Annotated in this window: 27 protein-coding genes; 17 read left to right on the top strand and 10 right to left on the bottom strand. The window is 63.2% G+C overall.

Features of this window, described 5'->3' with window-relative positions:
- Entirely contained in the window at positions 1–1,014 is a 1,014-nt protein-coding gene (locus ACTJKE_RS05025; protein WP_057251881.1) for an ABC transporter permease, read from the top strand.
- Between the two features lie 135 nt (positions 1,015–1,149).
- Complete coding sequence (locus tag ACTJKE_RS05020) at positions 1,150–1,620, top strand: RbsD/FucU family protein (protein WP_058329722.1); 471 nt, start codon at positions 1,150–1,152, stop codon at positions 1,618–1,620.
- A gap of 39 nt (positions 1,621–1,659) precedes the next feature.
- Here ACTJKE_RS05020 and ubiV read toward each other — a convergent pair whose 3' ends face one another.
- From ubiV to ubiT, 3 genes are read right to left on the bottom strand one after another with little or no spacing between them, the layout of a single operon-like run.
- Positions 1,660–2,616, bottom strand: a complete 957-nt coding sequence (gene ubiV, locus ACTJKE_RS05015) for a ubiquinone anaerobic biosynthesis protein UbiV (RefSeq protein ID WP_440691323.1) — start codon at positions 2,614–2,616, stop codon at positions 1,660–1,662.
- A 7-nt stretch (positions 2,617–2,623) separates the two neighbouring features.
- Positions 2,624–3,601: a ubiquinone anaerobic biosynthesis protein UbiU gene (gene ubiU / locus ACTJKE_RS05010; protein WP_440691321.1), complete on the bottom strand. Its 978-nt coding sequence runs from the start codon at positions 3,599–3,601 to the stop codon at positions 2,624–2,626.
- On the bottom strand, positions 3,592–4,110 hold the full coding sequence (gene ubiT, locus ACTJKE_RS05005; protein ID WP_058329725.1) for a ubiquinone anaerobic biosynthesis accessory factor UbiT: 519 nt from the start codon (positions 4,108–4,110) through the stop codon (positions 3,592–3,594). The genes ubiU and ubiT overlap by 10 nt, the downstream gene beginning before the upstream one ends.
- 127 nt (positions 4,111–4,237) lie before the next feature.
- On the opposite strand from ubiT, the gene ACTJKE_RS05000 reads away from it, so the two are divergent.
- Together ACTJKE_RS05000 and ACTJKE_RS04995 are read left to right on the top strand one after the other, a co-directional pair.
- The gene (locus tag ACTJKE_RS05000) at positions 4,238–5,749 is read left to right on the top strand and encodes a UbiD family decarboxylase (protein WP_440691319.1); all 1,512 of its coding nucleotides are present in this window, start codon (positions 4,238–4,240) and stop codon (positions 5,747–5,749) included.
- Positions 5,746–6,324, top strand: coding sequence for a UbiX family flavin prenyltransferase (locus tag ACTJKE_RS04995; RefSeq protein ID WP_058329727.1), 579 nt, complete (start codon positions 5,746–5,748; stop codon positions 6,322–6,324). The genes ACTJKE_RS05000 and ACTJKE_RS04995 overlap by 4 nt, the downstream gene beginning before the upstream one ends.
- Here ACTJKE_RS04995 and ACTJKE_RS04990 read toward each other — a convergent pair.
- The 4 genes from ACTJKE_RS04990 to ACTJKE_RS04975 all read right to left on the bottom strand — a co-directional run bounded on the left by ACTJKE_RS04990 (position 6,321) and on the right by ACTJKE_RS04975 (position 8,794).
- Positions 6,321–7,013, bottom strand: a complete 693-nt coding sequence (locus ACTJKE_RS04990; protein ID WP_058329844.1) for an NnrU family protein — start codon at positions 7,011–7,013, stop codon at positions 6,321–6,323. The two genes, ACTJKE_RS04995 and ACTJKE_RS04990, sit on opposite strands and share 4 nt — an antisense overlap.
- A 10-nt stretch (positions 7,014–7,023) precedes the next feature.
- Positions 7,024–7,452 carry a hemerythrin domain-containing protein gene (locus ACTJKE_RS04985; RefSeq protein WP_058329728.1) on the bottom strand — a complete coding sequence of 143 codons (429 nt, stop codon included), beginning with the start codon at positions 7,450–7,452 and terminating at the stop codon, positions 7,024–7,026.
- 222 nt (positions 7,453–7,674) lie between these two features.
- Positions 7,675–8,358 carry a DUF1326 domain-containing protein gene (locus ACTJKE_RS04980; protein WP_440691317.1) on the bottom strand — a complete coding sequence of 228 codons (684 nt, stop codon included), beginning with the start codon at positions 8,356–8,358 and terminating at the stop codon, positions 7,675–7,677.
- A gap of 280 nt (positions 8,359–8,638) precedes the next feature.
- Positions 8,639–8,794 carry a hypothetical protein gene (locus ACTJKE_RS04975; RefSeq protein WP_089044838.1) on the bottom strand — a complete coding sequence of 52 codons (156 nt, stop codon included), beginning with the start codon at positions 8,792–8,794 and terminating at the stop codon, positions 8,639–8,641.
- A 176-nt stretch (positions 8,795–8,970) separates the two neighbouring features.
- Here ACTJKE_RS04975 and ACTJKE_RS04970 point away from each other — a divergent pair, with 176 nt between their 5' ends.
- From ACTJKE_RS04970 to ACTJKE_RS04945, 6 genes are all read left to right on the top strand, one after another.
- Positions 8,971–9,528: a cytochrome c oxidase subunit 3 gene (locus ACTJKE_RS04970; protein ID WP_057251872.1), complete on the top strand. Its 558-nt coding sequence runs from the start codon at positions 8,971–8,973 to the stop codon at positions 9,526–9,528.
- A 5-nt stretch (positions 9,529–9,533) separates the two neighbouring features.
- Positions 9,534–9,812: a cytochrome C oxidase subunit IV family protein gene (locus ACTJKE_RS04965; protein WP_058329730.1), complete on the top strand. Its 279-nt coding sequence runs from the start codon at positions 9,534–9,536 to the stop codon at positions 9,810–9,812.
- Between the two features lie 170 nt (positions 9,813–9,982).
- Positions 9,983–10,435 carry a c-type cytochrome gene (locus tag ACTJKE_RS04960; RefSeq protein WP_057251870.1) on the top strand — a complete coding sequence of 151 codons (453 nt, stop codon included), beginning with the start codon at positions 9,983–9,985 and terminating at the stop codon, positions 10,433–10,435.
- Between the two features lie 24 nt (positions 10,436–10,459).
- The gene (locus ACTJKE_RS04955) at positions 10,460–11,806 is read left to right on the top strand and encodes a nitric-oxide reductase large subunit (RefSeq protein WP_058329731.1); all 1,347 of its coding nucleotides are present in this window, start codon (positions 10,460–10,462) and stop codon (positions 11,804–11,806) included.
- A 63-nt stretch (positions 11,807–11,869) separates the two neighbouring features.
- Positions 11,870–12,682 (top strand): CbbQ/NirQ/NorQ/GpvN family protein, encoded by an 813-nt coding sequence (locus ACTJKE_RS04950; RefSeq protein ID WP_058329732.1) that lies wholly within the window; start codon positions 11,870–11,872, stop codon positions 12,680–12,682.
- A gap of 8 nt (positions 12,683–12,690) precedes the next feature.
- Positions 12,691–14,592 (top strand): nitric oxide reductase activation protein NorD, encoded by a 1,902-nt coding sequence (locus tag ACTJKE_RS04945; RefSeq protein WP_058329733.1) that lies wholly within the window; start codon positions 12,691–12,693, stop codon positions 14,590–14,592.
- A 79-nt stretch (positions 14,593–14,671) separates the two neighbouring features.
- Here ACTJKE_RS04945 and hemN read toward each other — a convergent pair whose 3' ends face one another.
- Complete coding sequence (gene hemN / locus ACTJKE_RS04940) at positions 14,672–16,024, bottom strand: oxygen-independent coproporphyrinogen III oxidase (protein ID WP_440691315.1); 1,353 nt, start codon at positions 16,022–16,024, stop codon at positions 14,672–14,674.
- Positions 16,025–16,246: 222 nt separating this feature from the next.
- Here hemN and ACTJKE_RS04935 point away from each other — a divergent pair, with 222 nt between their 5' ends.
- The 4 genes from ACTJKE_RS04935 to ACTJKE_RS04920 all read left to right on the top strand — a co-directional run bounded on the left by ACTJKE_RS04935 (position 16,247) and on the right by ACTJKE_RS04920 (position 18,873).
- Entirely contained in the window at positions 16,247–16,525 is a 279-nt protein-coding gene (locus tag ACTJKE_RS04935; RefSeq protein ID WP_093235290.1) for a DUF2249 domain-containing protein, read from the top strand.
- 144 nt (positions 16,526–16,669) lie between these two features.
- Positions 16,670–18,049 (top strand): hypothetical protein, encoded by a 1,380-nt coding sequence (locus tag ACTJKE_RS04930; RefSeq protein ID WP_440691313.1) that lies wholly within the window; start codon positions 16,670–16,672, stop codon positions 18,047–18,049.
- Positions 18,030–18,560: a DUF2249 domain-containing protein gene (locus tag ACTJKE_RS04925; protein WP_058329736.1), complete on the top strand. Its 531-nt coding sequence runs from the start codon at positions 18,030–18,032 to the stop codon at positions 18,558–18,560. The genes ACTJKE_RS04930 and ACTJKE_RS04925 overlap by 20 nt, the downstream gene beginning before the upstream one ends.
- On the top strand, positions 18,547–18,873 hold the full coding sequence (locus ACTJKE_RS04920; RefSeq protein ID WP_058329737.1) for a metal-sulfur cluster assembly factor: 327 nt from the start codon (positions 18,547–18,549) through the stop codon (positions 18,871–18,873). Before ACTJKE_RS04925 ends, ACTJKE_RS04920 begins: the two co-directional genes overlap by 14 nt.
- Positions 18,874–18,942: 69 nt before the next feature.
- Here ACTJKE_RS04920 and ACTJKE_RS04915 read toward each other — a convergent pair whose 3' ends face one another.
- Positions 18,943–20,166, bottom strand: coding sequence for an NnrS family protein (locus ACTJKE_RS04915; protein ID WP_058329738.1), 1,224 nt, complete (start codon positions 20,164–20,166; stop codon positions 18,943–18,945).
- 339 nt (positions 20,167–20,505) lie between these two features.
- Between ACTJKE_RS04915 and nirK the strand changes: the two genes are divergently transcribed.
- From nirK to ACTJKE_RS04900, 3 genes are all read left to right on the top strand, one after another.
- A complete protein-coding gene (gene nirK / locus ACTJKE_RS04910) occupies positions 20,506–21,642 on the top strand; it encodes a copper-containing nitrite reductase (protein ID WP_058329739.1) in 1,137 nt (378 codons plus the stop codon).
- A 101-nt stretch (positions 21,643–21,743) separates the two neighbouring features.
- The gene (locus ACTJKE_RS04905) at positions 21,744–22,661 is read left to right on the top strand and encodes an SUMF1/EgtB/PvdO family nonheme iron enzyme (protein ID WP_440691311.1); all 918 of its coding nucleotides are present in this window, start codon (positions 21,744–21,746) and stop codon (positions 22,659–22,661) included.
- Between the two features lie 229 nt (positions 22,662–22,890).
- Positions 22,891–23,589, top strand: coding sequence for a Crp/Fnr family transcriptional regulator (locus ACTJKE_RS04900; RefSeq protein ID WP_245296285.1), 699 nt, complete (start codon positions 22,891–22,893; stop codon positions 23,587–23,589).
- A gap of 402 nt (positions 23,590–23,991) precedes the next feature.
- Here ACTJKE_RS04900 and ACTJKE_RS04895 read toward each other — a convergent pair whose 3' ends face one another.
- The gene (locus ACTJKE_RS04895) at positions 23,992–24,795 is read right to left on the bottom strand and encodes a class I SAM-dependent methyltransferase (RefSeq protein ID WP_058329741.1); all 804 of its coding nucleotides are present in this window, start codon (positions 24,793–24,795) and stop codon (positions 23,992–23,994) included.
- Between the last annotated feature and the right edge of the window lie 66 nt (positions 24,796–24,861).

Below are 24,861 nucleotides of genomic sequence, written 5' to 3'. Positions count from 1 at the left end.
ATGCAAGCACTCGAAAAGACACAAGCAAGCGACACCGCCGATACGCGCCGGCTGACGGGCTGGTCGCCGAAGGTGCTCCTGCGCGATGCCGGTATCGGCCTGGCGCTGCTGCTTTTGATCGTGTTCTTCTCGGTCAGCACCGAGCATTTCCTGACGCCCAACAACATCTCCAATATCCTGACGCAGATCACCATCAACCTGATCCTCGCCGTCGGCATGACCTTCGTCATCCTGATCGGCGGCATCGATCTTTCCGTCGGCTCGATGCTCGCCTTCTGCGCCGTCGTCGGCGGCACGGTGCTGACGATCCCCGATCTCTCTGTGTTTCAGGCAGTAGCCCTTGCGACCCTTGCGGCCGTCGGCACCGGCGTGGTCTGCGGCTTCCTCAATGGCTGGATCAGCGCCTTCTGGGGGCTGCCCTCCTTCATCGTCACGCTCGGCATGCTGAATATCGCGCGCGGCGCAGCACTTCAGGTGACGGATGCGCGGACGATCTATTCCTTCCCGCCGAGCTTCAACGCCTTCGGTTCGCAGATGATCCTCGGCATACCCGTGGTCTTCCTGATCGCACTGGTGCTCGTCGCGATCGCCTGGTTCGTGCTGTCGAAGACGGTGTTCGGCCGGCTGCTCTATGGCATCGGCAACAACGAGGAGGCCGTGCGCCTCGCCGGCCACTCGCTGATGTTCTACAAGGTGGCGGCGTTCACCATCGCCGGCGCGCTCGTCGGCATTGCCGCCATGGTCTACATGGCCCGCCTCAACATCGCGAGCCCGATCATAGGCATCGGCTTCGAGCTCAATGCGATCGCGGCAGTCATCATTGGCGGCACCAGTCTCAACGGCGGCCGGGGCACGGTCATCGGCACATTGCTCGGCGCCTGCATCACCGGGGTTCTGGCCAACGGCCTCATCCTGTTCGGGCTCAGCGACTTCATGCGCCAGATGATAACAGGCGTTGTCATCATCCTCGCCGTGATCATCGACAAATATCGCGAGCGGCTGACGGGCATTTGATCGGGGCGGCTTGCCGCCCGCTCCCAACCAACGAGAAACGTTCATGCGCGCTGCTGGGGCGATAAGGCCCGCATGCATCGCAGTTTCGTGCCCGGATTTCCGTGGGCAGAGACAAGCTGAGGAAAGGATAGGCTGATGCTTATGAATGTTGACCCGGCACTGAATGCGGACGTGTTGCACGCGCTTCGCTCCATGGGCCACGGAGACCGGATCGCACTCGTCGACGCGAACTTTCCGGCCGACACGATTGCCCGCAACACCCGGCTTGGCCTGCCGCTGCACATTGCCAATGTTTCGGCTGCGCGCGCAGCCAGAGCCATCCTCTCCGTCATGCCGCTCGATACGCCGCTGCAGCCTTCCGCCGCTCGAATGGCACCAGAAGCCAAGGCGGGGGAGTTGCCGGATGTCCAGCGGGAGGTGCAGGCCGAAATCGCACGCGCGGATGGTGACGCGCCGAAGATGTACGCGATCGAGCGCTTCGCCTTCTACGAGGAAGCAAGACGCGCCTATTGCGTTATCGTGACCGGCGAGGCGCGCCTTTATGGCTGCTTCCTGTTCACCAAGGGCGTGGTTCCGCCCGCCAGCCATTGGGACGAGGCGATGTGACGGAAGTCGGCATCGTTGCTTCCTCGCCGCGCGGCATAATTACGCTCGGCCCGAGGCAGCCGGAAGCGCCAAGGACGCTGGTACCTTGACCCAGGCCGCGCCCGTCTGGCCGTGGTGGAAGCCATTGGAAAACGGGACTCCCGGATAAACGGATTCGAGCCTTGACAGGCTTTCGTCGATGGCGCGCCGGCCGGCGATCGCGTCGCCATAGATCTCGGCGACGGCGACCATGTCGCAATCCTGTGGCGATAGCCGGATCCGAGAGACGCCGGCGGCGGCAAGTTCGGGCAGTTCCTGCATCAGCGCCTGGCAGGTGTGCGACATGGTCTGCACGCCGTTCAGTGCGAGGAAAGGTTGACGGTCGAGCGTCTCGACGGTCAGGCCATCCGTGTCCTCGCCGCAGATGAACTGGCAATTGTCCTTGATCAGGCCCTTGGAACGGGCATGGGCGCAGCGCGCCGAGATCGCCAGCGGCACGCGACCGAAGGCGAAGATCTCGAAAGCGAGGCCCGGATTGTCCTTGATGATGCCGCGCACCGATGCCATCGGCAGTTCTGGCGGCAGACAGATGCTCGTCGCTCCCCTCGATGCCAATAGCCTGGCGGTTGCGCCGTTGTAGACGTTGACCAGCGGCCCGACTGAATGCGGCCTGCCGGCAAGCAGGTGCAGCGCGGATAGGTCGTTGGCCTCGATCGGGTAGGTGCTGTCACGCACCAGCCCGCGCACGAGCTGGCTTTCGCGTTCCAGCGCCACCAGCGCCAGCGAGGCGAGGCTCACCTCTTTGCCGGCACTCTCCAGCCGCTCGATGACCTCTCCGACATGCGGCTCGATGAAATGCAGCCGCTTCGAGCACACGGCCTCGCCGATCGTTACATGGGCGATCGGCGCTTCGTCGGCGATGCGAAAGTAGAAGTCGCGCCACTTGGGGCCGTCCCAGAGATAATAGACTGGGCCGAGGCTCAAGGCGGGTTTGGATGGGCTCGTAGATGTGGTCATGGGCCGATTACCTCCAGCGCTTTTCATAGGCGCCTGTTGTCGTCTTCCGGCCTTCGCTAAGCGCTTTCAGCCGCGATACCAAAGCGGGCCGCTCGGCGGCGCCGGCGGTCAGTGCCCGCCGCATGACCGAGACGACCTCGGCAACATAGGCCTTGCCGCGCTGCCGCCCTTCGATTTTCAGCGCGCTGACGCCCGCACTGCGCAGCGCATCGATATGGTCCATCACGTCGAGCGAAACCGGATCCTCAAAGGCATAACCGCGTTCGTCGGCAATATCGAAGCGCCCCTTGCAGAGCGTCGGGTAGCCGGCGGCCTCTCCGGCCGGGAAGCGGTTGATCGTGTAGTCGCCGAGCTCGGAGACGAGTTCGCGCCCGTCCTGGCGGTAGCGCACATGGCTTGCGGGCGAGCAGACGCCGTTCATGTTGGGCGACTTGCCCGTGGCGTAGGAAGAGAGCGAGCAACGCCCCTCGGCCATGACGCAGAGGCCGCCAAAGGCGAAGACCTCGATCTCGCAATCGATCTGTTTGGCTAGCCGGGCGATGTCGGCGATCGTCAGCGTGCGTGGCAGCACGACGCGTTTTGCCGCGAAAGCCTCGACAAGGAAACGAACGGCATCGGCATTGGAGGCGGAGGCTTGCACGGAGACATGCAGCCGCTGTTGCGGATGGCGTGCGACCGTGTAGGCCATCAGGCCGAAGTCGGCGAGGATGACGGCATCGGCGCCGAGTGCCACGGCGTCGTCCACCGCCTGGTGCCAGAGCGTCTCCTGGCCGGCGCGCATGAAGGTGTTGATCGCGACGAAGGTCATCACCTTGCGCTGCTTGGCATAGGCAATTGCCGTCCGGAGTTCCTCTCGGGAGAAGTTCAGCCCGGGAAAATTGCGGGCGTTGGTTTCGTCGCGAAAACCGCAATAGACCGCGTCGGCGCCGGCATCGACGGCTTCGCGGAAGGCGGCCGGCGTGCCGGCGGGGCAGATCAGTTCCATTGGGGAGCCTCCTCCTTGAGAACGCGGCCAAGTGCGCGCTCGCGGATTTCCTCCGTGGCGCGGCGCACGAGCGGTGCGAACGGCCCACTCATGTCAGCAAGATCGCGTGGGAGATCGATTTCGCAATCGTCGAGTGCGTTGCGCAGCGCCAGCATCGCCTCCATGTCGCCGCTGACGGTGAGATCGCGCGAGAAGAAGACGGCGTCGCCATCGATACGGCCTTCAAGCAACGCCAGCAGCAGCACCAATTCGCCTTCCATGCAGGCATCGGAAGCCGGCGCGCGCTCCTTGCGATGGACGGAAATGCGCGGCACGGCCGGTTCGACGAGAAAGCCGATCGGCAGATCGGAGGGCAGGAAGGCGTAGCGTTTGTTGGCATGGTCAGCCAAGCGATCGAAGAGGCCGGGATGGGTCTCGATCACGCGGGTGAAGACACGTTGCACCACGCTTTCGATGGCGATGATGGGAACGAAGCTGAGAGGTGCGGTGATCGCGAGCGGAAGTGACATTGTTACCTTTTGGGGCTACCTGCGAAGCGACGGAATCGGACGATGCGGCGCATGCTAGTCGCCCGCCGTCTGCGGTTGTTTGCGCCACGTCAAAGACAAGGGCCATTCGCCGCCACAAACAGGCTCCATGAACAGGACCTTCCGCCCGTCCCAGGGCTTTGCAACGCTTCAGGATTTTGTCGATACGCTCGAGCGCGAGGGCGACCTGAAGCGCATCTCACGGCCGGTTTCGCTGGTGCACGAGGTGACCGAGATCCACCGCCGCGTGCTTGCGGACGACGGGCCGGCGCTTCTTTTCGAGCAGCCGATCGATGCCTCTGGCGCCGTGCAGCCGATCCCGCTTCTCACCAATCTCTTCGGGTCGGAACGCCGGATCGAACGCGGTTTCGGCCTGATGCCGGGAGGGCTCGATGCGCTTGCCGCCGAACTGGCGGAACTGCGCGACCCCAGAGCGCCGCAGTCGCTGCGCGACGCCTGGGATCGGCTGCCTCTATTGAGATCGGCGATGTATATGCGGCCGCGAAAGGTAACGCGCGCACTCTGCCAGGAGGTCGTCTGGCGTGATCACGAAATCGACCTCGGGCGCCTTCCGGTCCAATGGTGCTGGCCGGGCGAGCCGGCGCCGCTCATCACCTGGCCGCTGGTGATCACGCGCGCCCCGGATGATCCGCTGGATGTCAATGTCGGCATCTATCGCATGCAGGTGCTCGGCCCCGATCGTGCCATCGTGCGCTGGCTCGCGCACCGCGGCGGCGCCCGCCACCACCGTCTGTGGCAACGGCTGGGTCAGGATATGCCGATAGGGGTCGTTATTGGCGCCGACCCGGCAACGATCCTAGCTGCCGTCATGCCGCTGCCCGACGGGTTGAGCGAGCTGAATTTCTCAGGACTGCTGAGGCGCGGCAGGACACAGCTTGTGAAGGCGAAGACCGTGCCGCTTTCGGTGCCGGCCAATGCGGAGATCGTGCTGGAGGGTACCGTCTCTGCCGTCGAAACGGTAGAGGAGGGTCCCTATGGCGACCACACCGGCTACTATAATTCGGTCGAGCCGTTCCCGGTCATGCGTCTGTCGGCGATCACCATGCGCCGGAACCCGCTTTATCTCTCGACCTATACCGGCCGGCCGCCGGATGAGCCCTCGCGGCTCGGTGAAGCGATGAACAGGCTGTTCGTGCCGCTGGTTCGCAAGCAGTTTCCGGAGATATCCGATCTCTGGCTGCCTCCGGAAGCCTGTTCCTACAGGGCCATGGTCGTCTCGATCGACAAACGTTACCCGGGACAGGCCAAGCGTGTGATGATGGGGCTTTGGTCGATGCTGCCGCAGTTCAGCTACACCAAGCTGATTATCGCCGTCGATCCCGATATCGACGTGCGCAACTGGTCCGATGTGATATGGGCCTTGGCGACTCGTTTCGATGCCAGCCGCGACGTGACGGTGATCGAGGGCACGCCGATCGACTATCTCGACTTCGCCTCGCCGCGCTCTGGCCTCGGCGGCAAGCTCGGGCTCGACGCCACCAACAAGATAGGCACCGAAACCGATCGCGACTGGGGGCGGGTCCTCGAAATGTCGCCAGAGGTCATCGGTCAGGTCGATGCGATCTGGGCCGGTCTCGGGCTTGGAGGACTGACACGATGACCCGAATGAAGATCGTGCTCGGCGTCACCGGCGCTTCCGGTGCAGCGATTGCGGTGCGCATCGCCGAGCGGCTCAGCGATATCGAAAGCGTCGAGCTGCATCTCGTCCTGTCGCCGGCGGCGCACCGCACACTCGCGCACGAAGTTGGCGCGGAGGCGCTTCCGTCGTTGTTACGTAGGGCTACCCGAACCTATGACCACGCCGACATCGGTGCGGCGATTGCGAGCGGATCGTTTTCGACGGCGGGCATGATCATTGCTCCGTGCTCCATGCGCACGCTTGCTGCGATCTCTGCCGGCATGGCCGACAACCTTGTGGTTCGCGCCGCCGACGTGCATCTGAAGGAGCGCCGCAGGCTGATACTGATGGCGCGAGAGACGCCGCTGCATCTCGGTCACCTGCGCAACATGTGCGCCGTCACGGAAATGGGGGCGATCATCATGCCGCCCGTGCCGGCCTTCTACCATCGACCTGAAACCGTGGACGCCATCGTCGACCATCTGGCGGCGCGGGCTATCGACCTCCTGGCGCTGCCGATCGCCCCGCTGGCAAGGGCCTGGCAAGGTGAAGGCTAGTCGAAGGCAGCAGCCTGGAGCAGCGGGTCGGCGCCGAAGAGGACCTCGTGACCGCCAAGCAGCAGCCAGACGGCAATCGCGACGGTGGCAAAGGCGGCGATGATCATCACCGGATCGGCACGCAAACGGGTTTCGCCCCGAAGAATCGCTGCGAAGGGCCAGACCGATGTGCCCTTCGAGGCCGCTTGCCAGCCGTCACCGAGACGACGGCGTGCGCGCTTTTCGAGCATGAAAAAACCGCCGACGGAAAACAGCGCGAAGCCGCCGAAAAGCACGAGCGAGCGCAGGTCGCCATTGGGCACGATGTGACCGGCGGCCCAGAGGAGGAAGCCCCAGAGCACCGGATGACGGGTGATCGTCACGATGGCGCCGGGCCGCTCGTTGCCCTGGTAGATCGAGATCGACAGCGCGTTCTCGCTGAAGAGGCCGGCCAGCACGAGAAAGATCCCTAGCGGCGCCAGCATGAAGGTCATCCACGCCTGCCAGGCGGCCGGTTCCCAGAGCGGGATGAAATCGAGCTGCAGCGCTGCGTGAAAAACGAACCCGAGAGCGAGCAGCGACAGCAGCGAGTAGACCGCGAAATAGGTCGAGCGGCCGAGCCGGTCGATCAGGCCCTGGCGCAGCGCCGGCCAGGCCGGCACCAGATGGAGCAGGAGGAAGACGGCGAAGGCGAGGAGGAAATAGGTCATGTCGATCTCCTCACGCATGGCGCCAGAGAAGCAGGCGTTCCGTTGCCACGTGGCGGCGAACGGTTTCGAAGAAGCCCCGCAACATGTAGCCGATCGCATCCCAGCTGAGCGAAGCCCTGTTGTCGAGAACGGCCTTCAGCACGTGCACCAGTTCGGCGGCTGCCCGATCGTCCTGGTCGTGTTCGGCGCGCAGTCGGGCGATCAAGGCGTCGCGATCATCAGTCGCTCGCCGGCCTTCGACTGCAGGAAACAGGATCATTTCCTCCAGCGCGTGGACGCGCCGGAGCTTTTCCGGAAGTTCCGTCATGATCACGCGGCAGCTTGTCAGGTCGATGCGGCGCGGAATGGAATCGGCGAGCGTCTCGAGGCGATCGCACAGCGAAAGAAGCTCGCGGTAAGCCTGTCCCAGCTCGTGGTGTTCCGAAAATTGCTGCTGCATCGATCTGCTCCGTTGAGTGTCGTGCTTGAACTACACCCAACGGCAACGGTCCTCTTTGACATTTCTCAAAGTCTGCGGCGTGACCGTTCATGGCTCGGACGCTTGTCTCGCGCGATACGAACGCGTTGGCGACGGGCGTCCTTGTCACAGCAATCAGATTGTGACTTTGAGTTTGCAAGCCCGGAACACGGCCGCGGCCCTTGGCCGGGCCGTCGGCGTCATTCACGGACGCGGTGTCAATCGATCAAGCCATGCAGTCAGTCTTGATCTTTCGCGGACCAAACCATTCTGATTGAAGTGGTGAACACAAAAATGCGCCCATGAATCCTCGTAGGCCATCTCCATACCTCCGGTGACCGCAGTCGTGCCTAGCCCGATCTCTGCGTAGGTAAACTCGAAACTGCCACTCGGACGTGCCATCGCAATGTGGAACGGTTGACCAGTAAACTCGTTGATCATCGGCCGACCGCTGCTGCGCATGACGCCGGGTATCTCTACTCTGGCGGTTCTGAGTTCCAGGTCCGCTTCAAGATAAATCGGCAGGAACAATGTCTCGCAAAACTCCGAGCATGTGGATGCGAACACGGAGAACAGATTGCTGAGTGGTGCGCCTGCTTCGCCCGAGATGATCGCTTCAAGCGCGCTCCGTTGCGCTTGATCCGCACGCTCGTCGATAACGATCAGGCGCTGGCCGTTTCCATCCTTGATTTCACCTGGCCACTTGTACATCGCCGCCCAGTTCAGGCCCGCTATCGGCGTATCGCCAAAGTAGCCTTCCACAATGTTGCCGACGAATGCCGACTGACAATGGCCGTGGGTGCTCGGCAGGTTGAACTGGCAGCCGCAGTTCATGGCGCAATTGCAGTTATCGTAAGTCTCGCTCTTGAATAGCCATTGGTCGATCATACCCTGATCCTCCCCTAGTTCGTGAGAGAGGGCAGCTCGTCAGGCTGAACTCTTCTGCATCGCTCCGCGCCCGCGACACACGCCCAGTTTGGATGCGGAAGAAACCGAAGCTGAGCAGTGCTGACAATGTGTCAACCGCGAGGCTCGAACTCCCATTATAGCATGACTCGGAAGGGCCGCTCACCGCTCCAAAAGAGGACTCTGACAAGCCGTCCGCGAGCGTGGTTATGAGTCCACTTCCTTGCGTCCAGGCAGCTGGCGCCGCGGAAGACTTCGTGCCTCAGCGATCGAGGAAGAGAACGATCGCGATGGCAACAGAGGAAAGGATCGCCGACAACGTCGCGCCGCGCTGAAGCACGCCCATGCGGTAGAGCACGAGGGCGAAGACGATGATGATGGGGGTGGCGACGGAAAGGCCGATCTGTGCGTCTGTCATCGGAAGGCTCCTTTGTTTCCCGCCAATAGCCCCGCCCCCTGCCGCCTTCTTTGCTCAATCGCAAAGACAGGGTGGGCGCCCGTGCCTAGCTCAAGCCTCAAGTTTTTGAAGCGGGATGAGGAAAAGTGTGTGCGGTTTTCCGCCCGCATCCCGCTCTAGCCCACGGAGGCGCTGACATGGATGCGCGCAGTCATCCGATTGCCGCGACGGCGGAAGAGGACACGACGGACACACTGCTGCTCTGGGTGCTCGTCTGGAGCGAACTTGCCGCCTTCGGCATTCTGCTTGCCGGTTTTCTGCTTGTCGGTCTCGTCCAGCCGGACGCGTTTGTTGCCGCCCGTTTGCATCTCGATCCGCTGCTTGCCGGTATCAACACGCTTGTTCTTCTGACCAGCGGCTGGCAGGCGGCCCTGGCGACAAGGCCGCGGGCGTCGCTCGGGCAGCGCCGGCGGGCGCTGGTGAATGCCGCGCTTATCGGCTTTGCCTTCGTGGCGATCAAGCTCTTCGAATACAGCACGGAGGCGGGCGTCGCCGGCGATCCTGCATTCGGCTCCTTCTTCGAACTCTATTTCCTCGTCACCGGTTTCCATCTGCTGCACGTCGTCTTCGGTGCCTTTGTGCTGCTCATCGTTGCGTGGCGCCCGGCATCCGGCAACGTCACCCTGATCACCACGCTGTGGCATGTGATCGATCTGGTCTGGATCGTGATGTTTCCGCTCGTCTATCTCGTGTGAGTGAAATGACCGACCGAAATCCCCGACAATTGTTCAACACCTGGCTCGTGCTCGCCGTGGTCGTGCTCGCGGGCATGGCGTCGATGGCGATCGCCGGACCGACGGCCCCCGTCGTCGCGGTCTTGCTCGGGCTCGCCGTCGTCAAATGCCGGTTTGTCGCGCTCAATTTCATGGGGCTCAGGCAGGCGCCGTCCGCCCTTCGCTTAGGCCTTTTGATTTGGCCCGTAACGCTCGTCCTGCTCGCCGCAGCGAAGCTGGTGTTGAGCACTGTTCTCTTCATCTGAGCTCACCCGCCGACTTGTTTGCCGAAACGCAAAGAAGCCGCCGCCGATTTCCCTAGACATGGGTTCGCCCCGATTGTTGCCGGCGTTGGAAGTACCGACGCCACACGGGGAGGGGATCAGATCAGCCGGCCGCGCTCTTCGCGGCCAACTGAAATCGAAAGGACCACGTGATGGCAGAACGCCTCACCAAAACCGGGGCCCGTAACGTCTTTTACGGCGGGTCCTTCTTTTTCTTCGCAATCTTCGTCGGGCTGACAGCTCACAGCCACTACTACATGCGGACGACCTCGACGGATGAAACGACGCTGACCGATGCGGTCGCACGCGGCAAACACGTCTGGGAAAAGAACTCTTGTATCAACTGCCACACGCTCCTGGGCGAGGGCGCCTATTTCGCGCCCGAGCTCGGCAATGTCTGGAAGCGCTTCGGCGGCGAGGCCGATCGAGACGGCGCCCGCGAAACGCTCAAAGCCTGGATGGCCGCCCAGCCGACCGGCATCGAGGGGCGGCGACAGATGCCGCAGTTCAACCTCTCCGAACAGGAACTCAACGACCTCGCCGATTTCCTCGAATGGACGAGCCGCATCAAGACCCAGAACTGGCCGCCGAACGAGGCGGGTTGAGCAGAGCAATTGGAGTGTGACACCATGAAATACCAAACCCAGAAGGTCGCGATGCTCTACTTCTACGGAGCGCTCGGCCTGTTCCTCGCCCAGGTGCTGTTCGGCGTGCTTGCCGGCACCATCTATGTCCTACCCAATACGCTCTCCGAGCTCCTGCCCTTCAATATCGTGCGCATGGTCCACACCAACGCGCTGATCGTCTGGCTGCTCATGGGCTTCATGGGCGCGACCTATTACCTGCTGCCGGAAGAGGCGGAAACCGAACTCTACAGCACGAAGATCGCCATTGCGCAGTTCTGGATCTTCCTGATCGCCGCGGCCGTCGCCGTCGTCGGCTACCTCCTGCACATTCATGAGGGGCGCGAATTCCTCGAACAGCCCTTCGCAATCAAGGTGGGAATCGTCATCGTCGCGCTGATGTTCCTCTACAACATCACGCTGACGGTGCTGAAAGGCCGCAAGACCACCGTCACCAACATCCTGATCTTCGGGCTCTGGGGTGTGGCGATCTTCTTCCTTTTCGCCTTCTACAACCCGATCAACCTGGCGCTCGACAAGATGTACTGGTGGTACGTCGTTCACCTCTGGGTCGAAGGCGTCTGGGAGCTGATCATGGCATCGGTGCTCGCCTTCCTGATGATCAAGCTCAACGGCATCGACCGCGAAGTCGTCGAGAAGTGGCTCTATGTCATCGTCGGCCTGGCGCTCTTCTCCGGTATTCTCGGCACAGGCCACCACTATTACTGGATCGGTGCGCCGGGCTACTGGCAGTGGATCGGTTCGCTGTTCTCGACGCTCGAAGTGGCCCCCTTCTTCACCATGGTGATCTTCACCTTCGTGATGACCTGGAAGGCCGGCCGCAAGCATCCGAATCGCGCAGCCCTCCTCTGGTCGATCGGTTGCTCGGTCATGGCCTTCTTCGGTGCCGGCGTCTGGGGCTTCCTGCACACGCTGTCTTCGGTGAACTACTACACCCACGGCACGCAGGTGACCGCGGCCCACGGACACCTCGCCTTCTTCGGCGCCTATGTGATGCTGAACCTGGCGGTCATGGCCTATGCCATCCCGGAGATCCGCGGCCGCGCGCCCTATAACCAGTGGCTGTCGATGGTGAGCTTCTGGACCATGTGCACCGCCATGTCGGTCATGACCTTCGCGCTCACCTTCGCCGGCGTCCTCCAGGCGCATCTGCAGCGGGTGCTCGGCGAAAGCTACATGGACGTCCAGGACCAGCTCGCGCTGTTCTACTGGATCCGCCTCGGCTCTGGTGCCGTCGTGCTGATCTCGGCGCTGATGTTCATCTGGGCGGTTCTCGTCCCCGGCCGCGAGCGCAGCGAGAAGCTCGCCGGCATCGTCCAGCCTGCCGAATGACGAGCCAACCGGCGCGGCTTGCCGCGCCGGCACCCCCAAGAATTCCCACCATGGAGACTTGCAATGAGCCCTGTCCAAACCGCCGTCAGCCGCGCGGCGCTCGATATTCCCGCTTATAGTCCCTCCGGCAATGAATGCGCGCTTTTCGAAAGCGCCTGGGTGCGGCAACTGCCGCTGCTCCTCAAGGGACCGACCGGTTGCGGCAAGACCCGTTTCGTCAGCCACATGGCAGCGAAGCTCGGCCTGCCACTTTCGACCGTTTCGTGCCACGACGACCTTGCCGCCGCCGACCTTACCGGCCGCTATCTGCTGAAAGGCGGCGACACCGTCTGGGTCGACGGCCCCCTGACCCGCGCCGTGCGCAACGGCGGCGTCTGCTATCTCGACGAGATCGTCGAGGCCCGCAAGGATGTCGCCGTGGTCCTGCACCCGCTGACAGACGATCGCCGCATGCTGCCGCTCGAACGCACCGGCGAACTGCTCGAAGCCCCGTCGAGCTTCATGCTGATCGTTTCCTACAATCCCGGCTACCAGAACCTTCTGAAGAGCCTGAAGCCCAGCACAAGGCAACGCTTCGTGGCGATCGAGTTCGACTTTCTGCCGCGGAACGAAGAGATATCAGTCGTTTCCCAGGAAAGTGGATTGCTGGAAAGCCAGGTGGCGCCGCTCGTCAATCTCGCGCAGCGGCTGCGCGCGCTTAAGGGGCATGACCTGGAAGAAGGCGTGTCGACCCGGCTGCTCGTCTATTGCGCCTCCCTCATTGATGCCGGCACGCCGGTCAGGGACGCGGTGCGGGCAGCGATGATCGAGCCGCTCACGGATGAACCGGATGTGCGTGCGGCACTTCTCGAAGTGGCCGGTTCGCTGATTGCCTGAGGTGGACCATGCTTGATTTCCTCGAGCTCGAAGAGACCGTCGGACGAGCCTGGCACCGCTTCGTCGGCAATACCAGAACCTGGCGACGTTACCCGGAAGAGGCGGTGAAGCTCGCCGACATGATGCCGGTGCTCGCCGTATGCTTTCGCGGTCACGGCGGTGAGGCGGCGGTGCAGATCGTGCCGGCCCGCGGTCGCACGTCGGGCCATCGCTTGCGGTGGCGGCAGCGCATGGGGCTCGGCGAAGAGAAGCTCGTCCAGCCGGCGCGCGACCACGCGTCGCTGATGCTGCCGGGCGAGATCGACATCTTTCCGACGAAAGACCTGAACCGGGATCTCTATCACTGGCTCGTCGCCTATATGGCGACGATGCCCGTTGATCCCATCGACGAAACCGATCCGCTCCGTCGCGACCTGGCGCTGGTATCGCGCGCCCAGGAAACGGTCGAGGAAGTATTCCAGCGGTTCCCCGGTCTCCGGCGGCGCTATCGGCGCCTGGCCGAGGCGACGCTTGCCGAGCGGCAGCGTGGCGCGCTGCCATCGATCGAGCAGCATCTCGAAAATCGTATCCTGCGCCTGTTGCGCAAGGTCGTAGGTGAGGCGGATGCGACGCTGCCGGTGATCTTCCCGCATCGCGCGCCGCCCGGTTACCTGCCGATGCTGCCGATGCCGCTTTGGCCAGACACGTTGCTGCGCACAGAAACGACGACCACGCGCGACGAGGATGTCGCCGCGACACCGGGCACTCAGAGTGCGGTTGCCGAAGTCGAACGCCACGTCGCCGTGCGCGAAAATCCGGAAAACCGCAAGGGGGAGCGCAGCCCCTTCATTCTCAACCGCTTCGAAAAGATCCTCGCCATGGCCGAAATGGTCAATGTCGACCGTCCCGGCGACGACAGCGACGACCACGACAGCAAGGCGGCCGAGGAACTCGACGACATGACGCTTGGCGAGCGCAAGGGACGCCCCTCGGCACGCTTCCGCTTCGATCTCGACCTGCCGCCGGAAGCCGTCGATGCGACGCCGTTGACGGCCGAGCTCAACTATCCCGAATGGAACTACCGAACCGGACAATACCTCAAGGACCATTGCCGGGTGCTGGCGACGCCTGCCTCGGCCCAGGAAGAGCGGACCGAGCTCACGGAGGAAAGCAAGAGCCTGATCCGCCGGGTGCGGCGCCAGTTCGAAGTGCTGCGCCCGCGGCACGAGATGCTGCGCGCGCAACTCGACGGCGCCGATCTCGATCTCGATGCGGTCGTGCGCGCCCGCACCGATCTCGCCGCCGGCGGCCAGGGCAGCGACCGCATCCATCTGATGAGCCGGCCGCAGGTGCACGACCTGGCGGTGACGATCCTCGTCGACGTTTCGCTGTCGACCGATTCCTGGTCCGACAATCGGCGGGTGCTCGACGTCGAGAAGGAGGCGCTGCTGATCCTTGCGCACGGGCTGTCGGCCTGCGGCGACAACCACTCGATCCTGACCTTCACCTCGCGACGGCGCGACTGGGTGCGGGTCGAAACGGTGAAAGCCTTCAACGAGGCGATGGGACCTCTGGTCGAAGCGCGCATCGCGGCGCTGAAGCCCGGCTATTACACCCGCATCGGCGCTGCGATCCGCCATGCCTCGGCCGAGCTTCGCCGACAACCGAACCGCAAGAAGCTCTTGTTGGTTCTTACCGACGGCAAGCCCAACGACATCGACCATTACGAGGGGCGCTTCGCACTCGAAGATAGCCGTCGCGCGGTCACGGAAGCACGGCGCAGCGGCATCAATACCTTCGCCGTCACGGTCGACCGCGAGGCGAAGTCCTATGTGCCTGCCATGTTCGGCCAGAACGGCTACGCCGTGGTCGGCAACATCTCGCGCCTGCCCGCGGCACTGCCGGCGATCTACCGCAATCTGGTGGGATAGTGGAGGTGGTAATCAGCCGAGAAGACAAGAAGGCCCGGCAATCGCCGGGCCTTTCGCGTTCAAGACGGGATAAGATCGCTCAAGCCGCCTTGCTGTGTACTCTCTGGGACTCATCGATATAGGCATCGAAGGCGGCCGCCACCGCGCGGATGACGAAGCGGTGTTCGGGGCGGACCGCGATGACGCCAGCCGCAATGTCGATCACGCCATCCTGCCGCAGCTCGGCCAATTTGCCGTTGCCTTCGACGAGCGACTGCCCGTCCCGGCCGTGCGCCGCGGCGATCGCGGGAATATCGACACTGAAATCGCACATCAGCCGTTCGATGATCGCGGCGCGCAGCCGGTCCTCGTCGGTCAGCCGGTAGCCCTTGGTGGTTGCGAGGCGGCCCGAGGCGATCCGGCGCGCATAGACACCGGGCGGCACCTCGTTCTGCACATAGCCGTCGCGCGAGCGGCCGATCGCCGAGGCGCCGAAACCGATCAGCGTCTCGCAGTTGTCGGTGGTATAGCCCTGGAAGTTGCGGCGAAGCCGGCCGGTCGCCTGGGCGGTGACGAGATCGTCGTCAGGCAGGGCGAAATGGTCGAGGCCGATCTGCCGGTAGCCGGCCTTGATCAGCGCCTCGCCGATGGCCAGCGCCTGTTCGGCGCGGGCGCTACTGTCCGGCAGTGCCGTCTCGTCGATCATGCGCTGATGCTTCTTGAAGCTTGGCACATGGGCGTAGCCGAAAACGGCGAACCGCTCCGGACGCATCGTGACGGCCGCTTCGACAGTCTCGATGCAGGAGCGCACCGTTTGATGCGGCAGGCCGTAGATCAGGTCGAAATTGATCCCGCCAATGCCGGCGCCGCGCAAATGGGCGACCGCTTCGGCCGTCTGCTTCTCACTTTGAATGCGATTGATCGCCTTCTGCACAACGGGATCGAAGCTTTGCACGCCAAGGCTGGCGCGCTTGACGCCGCCTTCGCCGAGCGCCTCGGCCATGGCGAGTGTCAGCCGGCGCGGATCGATCTCGACGGCGACGTTGGCCGACGGCGACAGTGCGAAGCGCTCACGCATCAGCGTCATCAGCGCGAGGAATTCGCGCGGCTCGATGATCGTGGGCGTGCCGCCCCCGAAGTGCACTTCCGCGACAGGCAGCGGCCTGCCGACGGTGTCGGCGACCATGCGGATCTCGTCTCTCAGCACGTCGAGATAATCGAGGATCGGATCGTCCTTCTTGGTGATCGTCGTGTGGCAGCCGCAGTACCAGCACATCGAGCGACAGAAAGGGATGTGCAGATAGAGCGACACGTCCTCACCTGCGGGGATCGCCTTCAGCCAGTCGCCGTAGGTGTGGTCGTCGACCGTTGCGGCAAAGCGTGGGGCGGTCGGGTAACTCGTGTAGCGCGGCAGGCGCATTTCACCGTATTTCAGGAGCGCGGAAGCTAACATTTCGTCCTCATCTGGGTGCCGATGGATGCACCTTTCTAGGCCTCGCGGCCCGGCAACTCTTTGCGAAAAGTCAAGGACGGGGGTGGTCTCGGCCAAACCGGGATTTGTTTGCGCTTCGACAAAATGTCGCGGGGCCATCGTCGCTAGGTTGCGGATATCCGGGGCGTGTGCGCCGGCGTTTCCCGGACCATCATCAAACGACGGCGCCTAGAGCGGATGACCATGACCATTGCAGAGACCGACAAGCCCTTCATCGATGTGCGGACCATTCCGCCGGTGGAGCGCCATCCGAAAATCTTCGGCATGCTGAATGCCCTTGCCGAGGGCGGCGCCTTCATCATCATCAACGACCACGATCCGCGCCCGCTGCACTACCAGCTGGAGACGCGCTATCCGGGCGAGTTCACCTGGGAGTATCTGGAGCAGGGACCGGCTGTCTGGCGTGTCGAGATCGGCCGGCAGCAGTCCTCCGGCTGCGATTGCTGCTGCGGCGGGCACTGAGCCTACGGTACGCCTCAAGAGCGGGATCGGGAAAAGTGTATGCGGTCTTCCGCTCACATCCCGCTCTAACTTACGAGAATCGATCACGTTTCTGGTTTTTGGTCGGCGCGACCAAAGCCATCGTGATCTAGGGGATGAACCGCCATGTTCGCAGCAACGCTATCCCGCTGGACGATGTCCTACTTCGCGGCGGCGCTGATCTTTCTCGTCCTTGGCGAGATCATGATGGTTCTCGGCTACGGCTACCCGGTCTCAGCCCTCGAGGCGCCCGAAACGCTGGCGCTCGTCCATGTCGTCGTCCTGGGCTGGTTGAGCCTGTTGATGACCGGCGCGCTGCTGCAGTTCGTGCCCGTCCTCGTCGGCCGGCCGCTTTCCTTCCCGAGCGTCGCGCTGCCGGCGCTCCTCTTCCTCATCGCCGGCATCGCCGGCCTGACACTTGGTTTCGTCAGCCTGTCCGGCGCGATAGATCTTCCGGTGACGCTGCTTCCTGTGGGAGCCGCTTTCTCAATTGTCGGGTTTTCGGTGCTTGGCTTTGCTTTCGCAGCCACGCTCTGGCATGCCCGCCCCCTGCCGCTCCCGGCCCGCTTCGTCGCGGTCGGTCTTGCTGCGCTCATCGGCACGATGCTGCTCGGCGGCGTCTATGCCGGGGTACTGTCGGGGTTGATCGATGCGGAAGCTGCGATCGACCTGACGATCGATGGGCTTTCACTGCATGCTTCCCTGGGCCTGTGCGGCTGGTTGAGCTTCACCACCATGGGCGTCAGTTATCGGCTTTTGACCATGTTCATGCTGTCGCCGGACAAGGAGCGGACGAGCAGTCGCGTGGTCTTCGCGCTTGGTGCCCTTTGCCTCGGCCTTCTTGCAGCGGCGGTGCCGGTCATTCTCGCGGGTACTTTTGGTCGCTCCTCGCTCCTACTCCTCGCCGTTGGCTCCGGCGCTGCCGTGGTGGCGATCTATATCGCCGATATCCTGCGGATCTATCGGGAGCGTCGCCGCAAGGCGATCGAGCTCAACAGCCGCGCCAGCATCGGCGCCTTCGCGTCGTTGATCGCTGCGACTGCGCTGTTCGTCGCGCTGCTCGCGACCGGCCGTCTCGACGCGGGTTCCGGTGCCGTTATCTATCTCGTCGCCTTCGGCTGGCTGACGGGCATGGGCCTCGCCCAGCTCTACAAGATCGTGCCGTTCATGACCTGGCTCGAATGCTACGGGCCGGCGCTTGGGCGTATGCCAACGCCAAGGGTTCAGGACCTCGTCGTCGAGGTCTCGGCCCTTCGCTGGTTTTGGCTCTATTATCTGACGGTAGCGCTCGGTACTCTGGCCCTGCTGATCGGTAGTGTTGTCCTCTTTAGCTTTGCGAGCCTCGGCCAATTGATTGCCGTCAATGCGCTCATCCTGGAGTTCGTGCGAACACGGCGTCTGATCAACGTTCCGGCTGAACTTCGATTGCCTGATGGACTTGTTCGACCAGGCCTGTTTTTGCCATCCATTCCTCACGGAGGTTCCCATGAGCCAAGATCCCTATGAACTCGATGTCCGGCCACTGTTGCGCGGTGGCAGCGACCCGTTCCAGGCCATCATGAATGCCGTTGACAGTCTGGCGCCGGGCCAGGCGCTGAAGCTGATTGCAACCTTCCGGCCCGTTCCGCTCTACAGCGTCATGGCCGGGCGTGGCTTCACCCATCAGGACCGCCCGCTCGACAATGGCGACTGGGAGGTTCTGTTCACGCCCGAAGGAGACGTCGACGAGATTAGGCTTTCGGTCGGCGAAACGGATCTCGACACCTGGCCGGACCCGAGCCGCCAGCTCGACCTGACGGAACTCGATCCGCCCGAGCCGATGGTGCGCATTCTGGCGACGGCCGAGAAAATGGCGGAGGGTGAAGTGCTGTTCGCGCTGCTCGCACGCGAGCCGCTGTTCCTCTATCCGGAGCTCGCCAAGCGCGGGCACAAATGGGCCGGCAATTTCGATGCGACCGGCGAGACCTACCGCATCCTTGTTCGCATTGGCGGGAGGCAATCTCATGTCGGCGCCTGAAACACTGGACCTCGAAGCGAAGATCCGCGATGCGCTGCGCATCATCATCGATCCTGAAATGGGCAAGAATGTCGTTGATCTCGGCCTGATCTATGACATCGACGTCCAGGAAGGCGGCATCGCCCGCGTCACCATGACGACAACGATCAAAGGGTGCCCTGCGACGGCCTTCCTCAAGGAGGCCGTGCAAAACTGCGTCTGGTATGTGCCAGGTGTCGAATATGCCGAGGTCCGCCTGACCTACGAGCCGCCCTGGACGCCTGAGATGATGGCCGACGGCGCGACCGAATTCGCGCACGGCGGCATCTTCTAAGAGTTGTCTTGCAACAAATAAAAGGCGCCGCTGATGCGGCGCCTTTTTTCTTCGGGTTCGAACGTGCAGTCAGGATGACGCGCGGGGCGATCGGCGATCGCAGACCAGCATCGGCCCGTATTCGAGCGCGAACAGCGCGAAGGCGGCAATCCACAACACGCCCGAAAGTGCAATCAGATGATGATAGTGTGCGGGCAGCACCTCTGCCAGCGGCCGGATCAGTGCTGCGGCCATGATGGCGACATAGGAGGCGGTGGTGAGTGCTGATCCCACCAGGGGCCGTCCCGTGTGGCCGCGACTGGCGCGGGTCATGACGGCGAGCATCATCGAGGCAATCACGCCGACGGTCAGCACGTGCATGACCGGGTATTCGCTCAGGAGTTCGACCGCTCCGGCGGCGACGGCCAGGAAGCCGAGCGGCACGAAGGCATAGGCTGCGTGCAGCACGAAGAGTAGCGTCTCCGGCCGGGTCGCCCATCCGCGCCAGCGGAACAGCCGCACCATGTGGAAGGCGCAGGCGACAAGCGCGATCGTCCCCGTGACGATGTGATCAGGTGCGAAGGTCCAGGCAGCGAGCGCCGCGACACCGATCAGGATCGCCGCGGTGTCGAAGCGGTTATAGGGCACCGGGAAATTTGTGCGCCCGACCTTGTTCAGCCAGTTGCGCGTGAAGCTCGGCACAATGCGTCCACCAACGATCATGATCAGCATGGTGTAGGCGCCGATCGCCAGTCGCGCCGCGGCATCGACGTCGAGGTCGCTGAGAACCGAAAGGTGAAAGCAGATATTGGCGGCGGACAGGAGCACCAGCCCGCCGATGACTTTCAGATCCTTCCATTTGCGACCGACGATCACCTCGCGCGCGCAGATCAGCAGGAGCACCGGCAGGAACAACGCTTCTATACCGGCCGCGACAGGCAGGCCGATCAAACCGCTCGATAGCAGAGCAATCCGGCCGACCACCCAGAGCCCGAAGAGGGCGGCGAGCGGACCGCCGGAGACCGGCAGCCTTCCCGTCCAGTTCGGGATCGCCGTCAAAAGGAAGCCGCCGAGGACGGCGGAGGAGAAGCCGAACAGCATCTCATGCGCGTGCCAGTGGGCGGCGCCGTAGTTGCCGGCAAGATCGAGCCCGAGAATCAGTGCCGAGATCCACAGCACCATGGCACCGATCGCCCAGAGCGCGGCACCGAGAAAGAACGGCCGGAAGCCATAGGAGAAAAGCACCGGCCCGGTGGTGGAGAGTCCGCGCGGGATACCGCCGCTCGGTTTCGGTCTTATGAGTCTGTCCAACATGATCGTCGTCCTCGTCGTGGGTGCTTGCGGACTTGCGGATGAGGCTTGATCTATCAATGGCTTCAGGGGGGCTCTTTGCGAAAACGCAAGTATCGCGGCCCCGCTTCGCCAGGTGTGTTCATGGGGGACAAAGAAAAACGATCGCCTCGAAACGATTTGTTCCAAGACAAAGACGCGATTCGTCTGTGGTTCTATTTCTTTTGTGACTGCTGGGGGACCGGTGGTCGAGACCGGAGGTGAGGCCGCCCAAGTCGGCGCCGCCCACCCTAACTCGTTGAATACAGGCGCGTTTCGCAGAAGGCCAATTCCGGCCGCTGGAGCGCGTCGAAGGAGAGCAAGATGACTGAACAACTTCAGATGACCCGCCGGACGATGCTTGCCGGCGCTGCCCTGGCGGGCGCGGTTGCGCCGCTTCTCCATACCGCTTCGGCACAGGCGGCCGGCGCCGTCACGGCAGCGGGCGCTGCCCCCGTCGATATCTCGACCCTGCCGCGCGTGAAGGTCGACCTCGTCAAGCCGCCTTTCGTCCACGCCCATGAACAGGTCGCCAAGACCGGACCGCGGGTCGTCGAGTTCACCATGACGATCGAGGAAAAGAAGCTGGTGATCGACCGCGAGGGCACCGAGATCCACGCGATGACCTTCAACGGCTCGGTGCCTGGCCCGCTGATGGTGGTGCACGAGAACGACTATGTCGAGCTCCGGCTGATCAACCCGGCGACCAATACGCTGCTGCACAACATCGACTTCCACGCCGCAACCGGCGCGCTGGGCGGTGGTGCGCTGACGCAGGTCAACCCGGGCGAGGAAACCACGCTTCGCTTCAAGGCCACCAAGCCCGGTGTCTTCGTCTACCATTGCGCGCCCGAAGGCATGGTGCCCTGGCACGTCACCTCGGGCATGAACGGCGCCATCATGGTGCTGCCGCGCGAGGGCCTGAAGGACGAGAAGGGTCAGCCGCTGACCTATGACAAGATCTACTATGTCGGCGAGCAGGATTTCTACGTGCCGAAGGACGAGGCCGGGAACTACAAGAAGTACGAAACCCCCGGTGATGCCTACGAAGATGCGGTGAAGGCGATGCGCACGCTGACCCCGACCCACATCGTCTTCAACGGCGCGGTCGGCGCGCTGACCGGCGACAACGCTCTGACAGCGGCTGTGGGCGAGCGCGTGCTCGTCGTCCATTCGCAGGCCAACCGCGATACGCGGCCGCACCTGATCGGTGGGCATGGTGATTACGTCTGGGCGACCGGCAAGTTCCGCAACCCGCCGGATCTCGACCAGGAAACCTGGCTCATTCCGGGCGGAACCGCGGGCGCTGCCTTCTACACATTCCGCCAGCCGGGTGTGTACGCCTACGTCAACCACAACCTGATCGAGGCCTTCGAACTAGGTGCTGCCGGCCACTTCAAGGTCACCGGCGATTGGAACGACGACCTCATGACTTCGGTCGTCAAGCCGGCGTCGATGTAGACGGCTGAAGCAAGGTGATTGCGGGGCCGCGATCTGCGCGATCCCGCACGCGAACAAAGGCACGCGCTCGTCAGCGCGTGCCCTTTCCCCGGAGACCTCCCATGGCCAGCAACAAGAAATCTGCGGTTTCGCTCCTCTCGCTCGCGGCCCCGGCCGTCCTTTTGGCCGCAATCGGTGGCGTGCTTTCGGCGAAGGTGGGGCTGTTCGATGATCTCAAGGACGGCGTCGACCTGTCGATCAGGCCGCCGGTGACCGTGACGATCGCACCGCGTCAAATGAGCTATCGGGCGGAGGGACACTTCCTGAAGAACGGCTTTGCTGTCGATGCGCCCATCGTCGTTGCGGCGCTCGAGCAGCCGCTCGAGATCATGAAGTACCAGGTGACGCGTCAGGATTTTGAACGCTGCATCGCCGACGGCGCCTGCCAGCAGCCGGAGGGCGGCCATGGTGCCGGCCTGTCGGGCGTGCCGATGACCGGGGTCAACTATACCGACGCGAACGACTATGCAGCATGGCTGACCAGGAAGACCGGCGAAATCTGGCGTCTGCCGACCGACCAGCAATGGGCCTTTGCCGCCGGCTCCAAGTTTCCTGACGATGCGCTCGGGATCGACGGCAGCAAGGACAATCCGGCGCTGCGTTGGTTGGCGGACTACGAGCGCGAGGCGAGCCGGCAGCGGGCGAAGGACCCGCTGCCGCAGCCTTCGGGCGCTTTCGGCGAGAACGAATACGGCGTTGCGGATCTGGACAGCAATGTCTGGGAATGGACAGAGACTTGCCACCGCCGCGTGACGATCGGCGACGATGGCGAGGTGCTGAAGGAGCAGCCCGCCTGCGGCATCTTCGTCGTCAACGGCAAGCACCGGGCGTCGATGAGCTTCTTCATCCGCGATCCGAAAAGCGGCGGCTGCGCCGTCGGCGTGCCGCCGGACAATCTCGGCTTCCGGCTCGTGCGCGATGGCCGCTGGTATTCGGGCTTCCTCTACGTCTTCGAACGCCGGCTCCAGGGCGCCGGGTGACATGGCGTGGTCGGGGAAACCGCTGGGGCCTGTCCGTCTCAGCCGACATAGGGTCCGATACATGCTTTTGCCCCTGGATCGTCATCGATCCAGGGGCAAAAGCATGTGGCGATCGTGGTGCGATAGCGTGCTTTGCGCATCTGACAGGACGTGCGGCGCCGTGGTCCTTTTGCAGGGTTCCGGGCTGTGCTAGAGCAGAGCAACTCAAACGGCAGGATGTAGGGCCAAAGTGGCTGCACTCGATCGCACACTCGTCAAATCGCTCCCTCTTTTCCAGAAAATGAGCGATCAGGAACTGGATTCGCTGCTGACGCGCGCCACGGTGCGGCGTGTTCCGCAGAACGAAGCCGTGTTCGAGCAGGGTGCGCAGGCCGACTTCTTCTTCCTGCTGCTGCACGGCCGGCTGAAGGTGACCCAGGTCACCAAGGACGGGCAGCAGATCATCGTCCGGGTCGTCAATCCCGGCGACCTCTTCGGCTTTGCCCGTGCGCTGCAGCGCAGGGACTATCCGGGAACGGCGACAGCCGCGACCGAGAGCCTGGTTCTCGCCTGGCCGACGGAGCTCTGGAACGTCTTCGTCGAGAAGAACCCTCACCTCGCCGTCAACGCCATGCATACGATCGGGCAGCGTCTCGACGAGGCGCATACCCGCATCCGCGAAATGTCGACGGAAGAGGTCGAACGCCGCGTCGCGCACACGGTGCTGCGGCTCGCCGAACAGGCCGGTAAACCCGACGGCGGCGGCATCCGCATCGACTTCCCGATCTCGCGCCAGGATATCGCCGAAATGACCGGGACGACGCTGCACACGGTCTCGCGCATCCTCAGCGCCTGGGAAGGGCAGGGTCTCGTCCAGGGCGGGCGGCAGAAGCTGACGCTCAAGGACATTCCAGGCCTGCGGCGCCTGGCGGAGCGGATTGGCGGCTAGAATGGTCGGCCGTACACCAGAGCGCGATCCTGCGACGTTCTTCCACATCGCATGACGGCCATTCACTTGCGAGTGACGAGCTATTGAGAACCCACCCCGCCAATGGCAAGATTGCACAATGTCGACGGGAAGGGATCTCAGATCACGGTTTACGGTGGTTCAGGGTCTACTTTGGAGCGACGATCCCGGGATAGAAGTCACCGTCGCCGCCTTCGTAGTTGCCGCTGTAATCGCCACCGCCGGTTTGGGAGCATGCGGCGAGGCCCAGAACTATTGCCAACAAGATTGTAGCGCGCATTTTTCTACCTTTTTCAGTTCATCGTTCACGACAGGGCTGTCGAAATTCCGTCCTATCATGTGGGGGATCAACCGATATCGGGCAATCCCAATGGCAGGATTTTGCTAGGGTTTTTCCGCCCGAACAGCGTAGCGATGCTGGGACTGCCGTGCCAGACCCTTGAAGACATTCCAGTTCCTGGCCTGGGTGCGATGGATTTCACGGAGGTCCCTGTCGACGGTGATGTCGACGAAGCCGGCCTTCTGCAACAGTTCGACGACGGCCTCGGCGCGGGCGCCCTCTGAGAAATGCACGCGGGAGAGAATGCTGCGATGCGTCGCCATCATCTGCGGTGAACCGGTCGACGTTTCCGCCCTGAAGAGGCCGAGGCGTTGTCCCCAGGCGCTGAGCTTCGAGAACAGCCGCTCGAGTGCTGTGGTGTTCACAAAGTCGCCATCGACAATCAGCAGCGTGCCGCCCGGTTTCATGACACGCAGCCATTCGGCAAAGGCTGCGGCCGGATCGACGAGTGTCCACACCAGGTGCCGGTTGACGATCACATCGTAATGGCCGTCAGGCTCCATGGTATTTTCGGCGTCGCCGAGCGCAAAGCGGATCGAGCGGCCACGCTTGCGGGCCTTTTCGCGGGCGCGTTCGAGCATGGGTTCGGCCCAATCCAGGCCCTGCACCTTGAAGCCGAGTTCGTCGAGCAGATGCGAGATGACGCCCGTCCCGCTGGCAAGGTCCAACGCGGCGCGCCCGGCGCCAGGCCCGAGGTGGCGTAGAAACAACGCGTGCCAGGCCGCGCGCTCCTCCTCCGAGAAGATCTCGTGTCCCGGTGACAGATCGAAGGTCGCGGCGCGCTCCGACCAGTAGGCCTTAATCTCATCCCGCAGGTTGTAGTTCTGCCGATCCGTTACATCGCTCATGTCGATACCGCCGTCTCTGTTTGGAGGCGTTCTAAAAGATAAATGTTGACTAATAAAGTCATGAAA

It is taken from the genome of Ensifer sp. 22521, assembly GCF_052044795.1.
GTDB lineage: Bacteria > Pseudomonadota > Alphaproteobacteria > Rhizobiales > Rhizobiaceae > Ensifer.
This window is presented reverse-complemented; position numbering and strand designations above follow the sequence as displayed.

Bases quoted from the DNA above. Each gene is read 5' to 3' on its own strand.
- ACTJKE_RS05025 (WP_057251881.1), top strand. From the start codon at position 1: ATGCAAGCACTCGAAAAGACACAAGCAAGCGACACCGCCGATACGCGC.
- ACTJKE_RS05020 (WP_058329722.1), top strand. From the start codon at position 1,150: ATGCTTATGAATGTTGACCCGGCACTGAATGCGGACGTGTTGCACGCG.
- ubiV (WP_440691323.1), bottom strand. From the start codon at position 2,616: ATGACCACATCTACGAGCCCATCCAAACCCGCCTTGAGCCTCGGCCCA.
- ubiU (WP_440691321.1), bottom strand. From the start codon at position 3,601: ATGGAACTGATCTGCCCCGCCGGCACGCCGGCCGCCTTCCGCGAAGCC.
- ubiT (WP_058329725.1), bottom strand. From the start codon at position 4,110: ATGTCACTTCCGCTCGCGATCACCGCACCTCTCAGCTTCGTTCCCATC.
- ACTJKE_RS05000 (WP_440691319.1), top strand. From the start codon at position 4,238: ATGAACAGGACCTTCCGCCCGTCCCAGGGCTTTGCAACGCTTCAGGAT.
- ACTJKE_RS04995 (WP_058329727.1), top strand. From the start codon at position 5,746: ATGACCCGAATGAAGATCGTGCTCGGCGTCACCGGCGCTTCCGGTGCA.
- ACTJKE_RS04990 (WP_058329844.1), bottom strand. From the start codon at position 7,013: ATGACCTATTTCCTCCTCGCCTTCGCCGTCTTCCTCCTGCTCCATCTG.
- ACTJKE_RS04985 (WP_058329728.1), bottom strand. From the start codon at position 7,452: ATGCAGCAGCAATTTTCGGAACACCACGAGCTGGGACAGGCTTACCGC.
- ACTJKE_RS04980 (WP_440691317.1), bottom strand. From the start codon at position 8,358: ATGATCGACCAATGGCTATTCAAGAGCGAGACTTACGATAACTGCAAT.
- ACTJKE_RS04975 (WP_089044838.1), bottom strand. From the start codon at position 8,794: ATGACAGACGCACAGATCGGCCTTTCCGTCGCCACCCCCATCATCATC.
- ACTJKE_RS04970 (WP_057251872.1), top strand. From the start codon at position 8,971: ATGGATGCGCGCAGTCATCCGATTGCCGCGACGGCGGAAGAGGACACG.
- ACTJKE_RS04965 (WP_058329730.1), top strand. From the start codon at position 9,534: ATGACCGACCGAAATCCCCGACAATTGTTCAACACCTGGCTCGTGCTC.
- ACTJKE_RS04960 (WP_057251870.1), top strand. From the start codon at position 9,983: ATGGCAGAACGCCTCACCAAAACCGGGGCCCGTAACGTCTTTTACGGC.
- ACTJKE_RS04955 (WP_058329731.1), top strand. From the start codon at position 10,460: ATGAAATACCAAACCCAGAAGGTCGCGATGCTCTACTTCTACGGAGCG.
- ACTJKE_RS04950 (WP_058329732.1), top strand. From the start codon at position 11,870: ATGAGCCCTGTCCAAACCGCCGTCAGCCGCGCGGCGCTCGATATTCCC.
- ACTJKE_RS04945 (WP_058329733.1), top strand. From the start codon at position 12,691: ATGCTTGATTTCCTCGAGCTCGAAGAGACCGTCGGACGAGCCTGGCAC.
- hemN (WP_440691315.1), bottom strand. From the start codon at position 16,024: ATGTTAGCTTCCGCGCTCCTGAAATACGGTGAAATGCGCCTGCCGCGC.
- ACTJKE_RS04935 (WP_093235290.1), top strand. From the start codon at position 16,247: ATGACCATTGCAGAGACCGACAAGCCCTTCATCGATGTGCGGACCATT.
- ACTJKE_RS04930 (WP_440691313.1), top strand. From the start codon at position 16,670: ATGTTCGCAGCAACGCTATCCCGCTGGACGATGTCCTACTTCGCGGCG.
- ACTJKE_RS04925 (WP_058329736.1), top strand. From the start codon at position 18,030: ATGAGCCAAGATCCCTATGAACTCGATGTCCGGCCACTGTTGCGCGGT.
- ACTJKE_RS04920 (WP_058329737.1), top strand. From the start codon at position 18,547: ATGTCGGCGCCTGAAACACTGGACCTCGAAGCGAAGATCCGCGATGCG.
- ACTJKE_RS04915 (WP_058329738.1), bottom strand. From the start codon at position 20,166: ATGTTGGACAGACTCATAAGACCGAAACCGAGCGGCGGTATCCCGCGC.
- nirK (WP_058329739.1), top strand. From the start codon at position 20,506: ATGACTGAACAACTTCAGATGACCCGCCGGACGATGCTTGCCGGCGCT.
- ACTJKE_RS04905 (WP_440691311.1), top strand. From the start codon at position 21,744: ATGGCCAGCAACAAGAAATCTGCGGTTTCGCTCCTCTCGCTCGCGGCC.
- ACTJKE_RS04895 (WP_058329741.1), bottom strand. From the start codon at position 24,795: ATGAGCGATGTAACGGATCGGCAGAACTACAACCTGCGGGATGAGATT.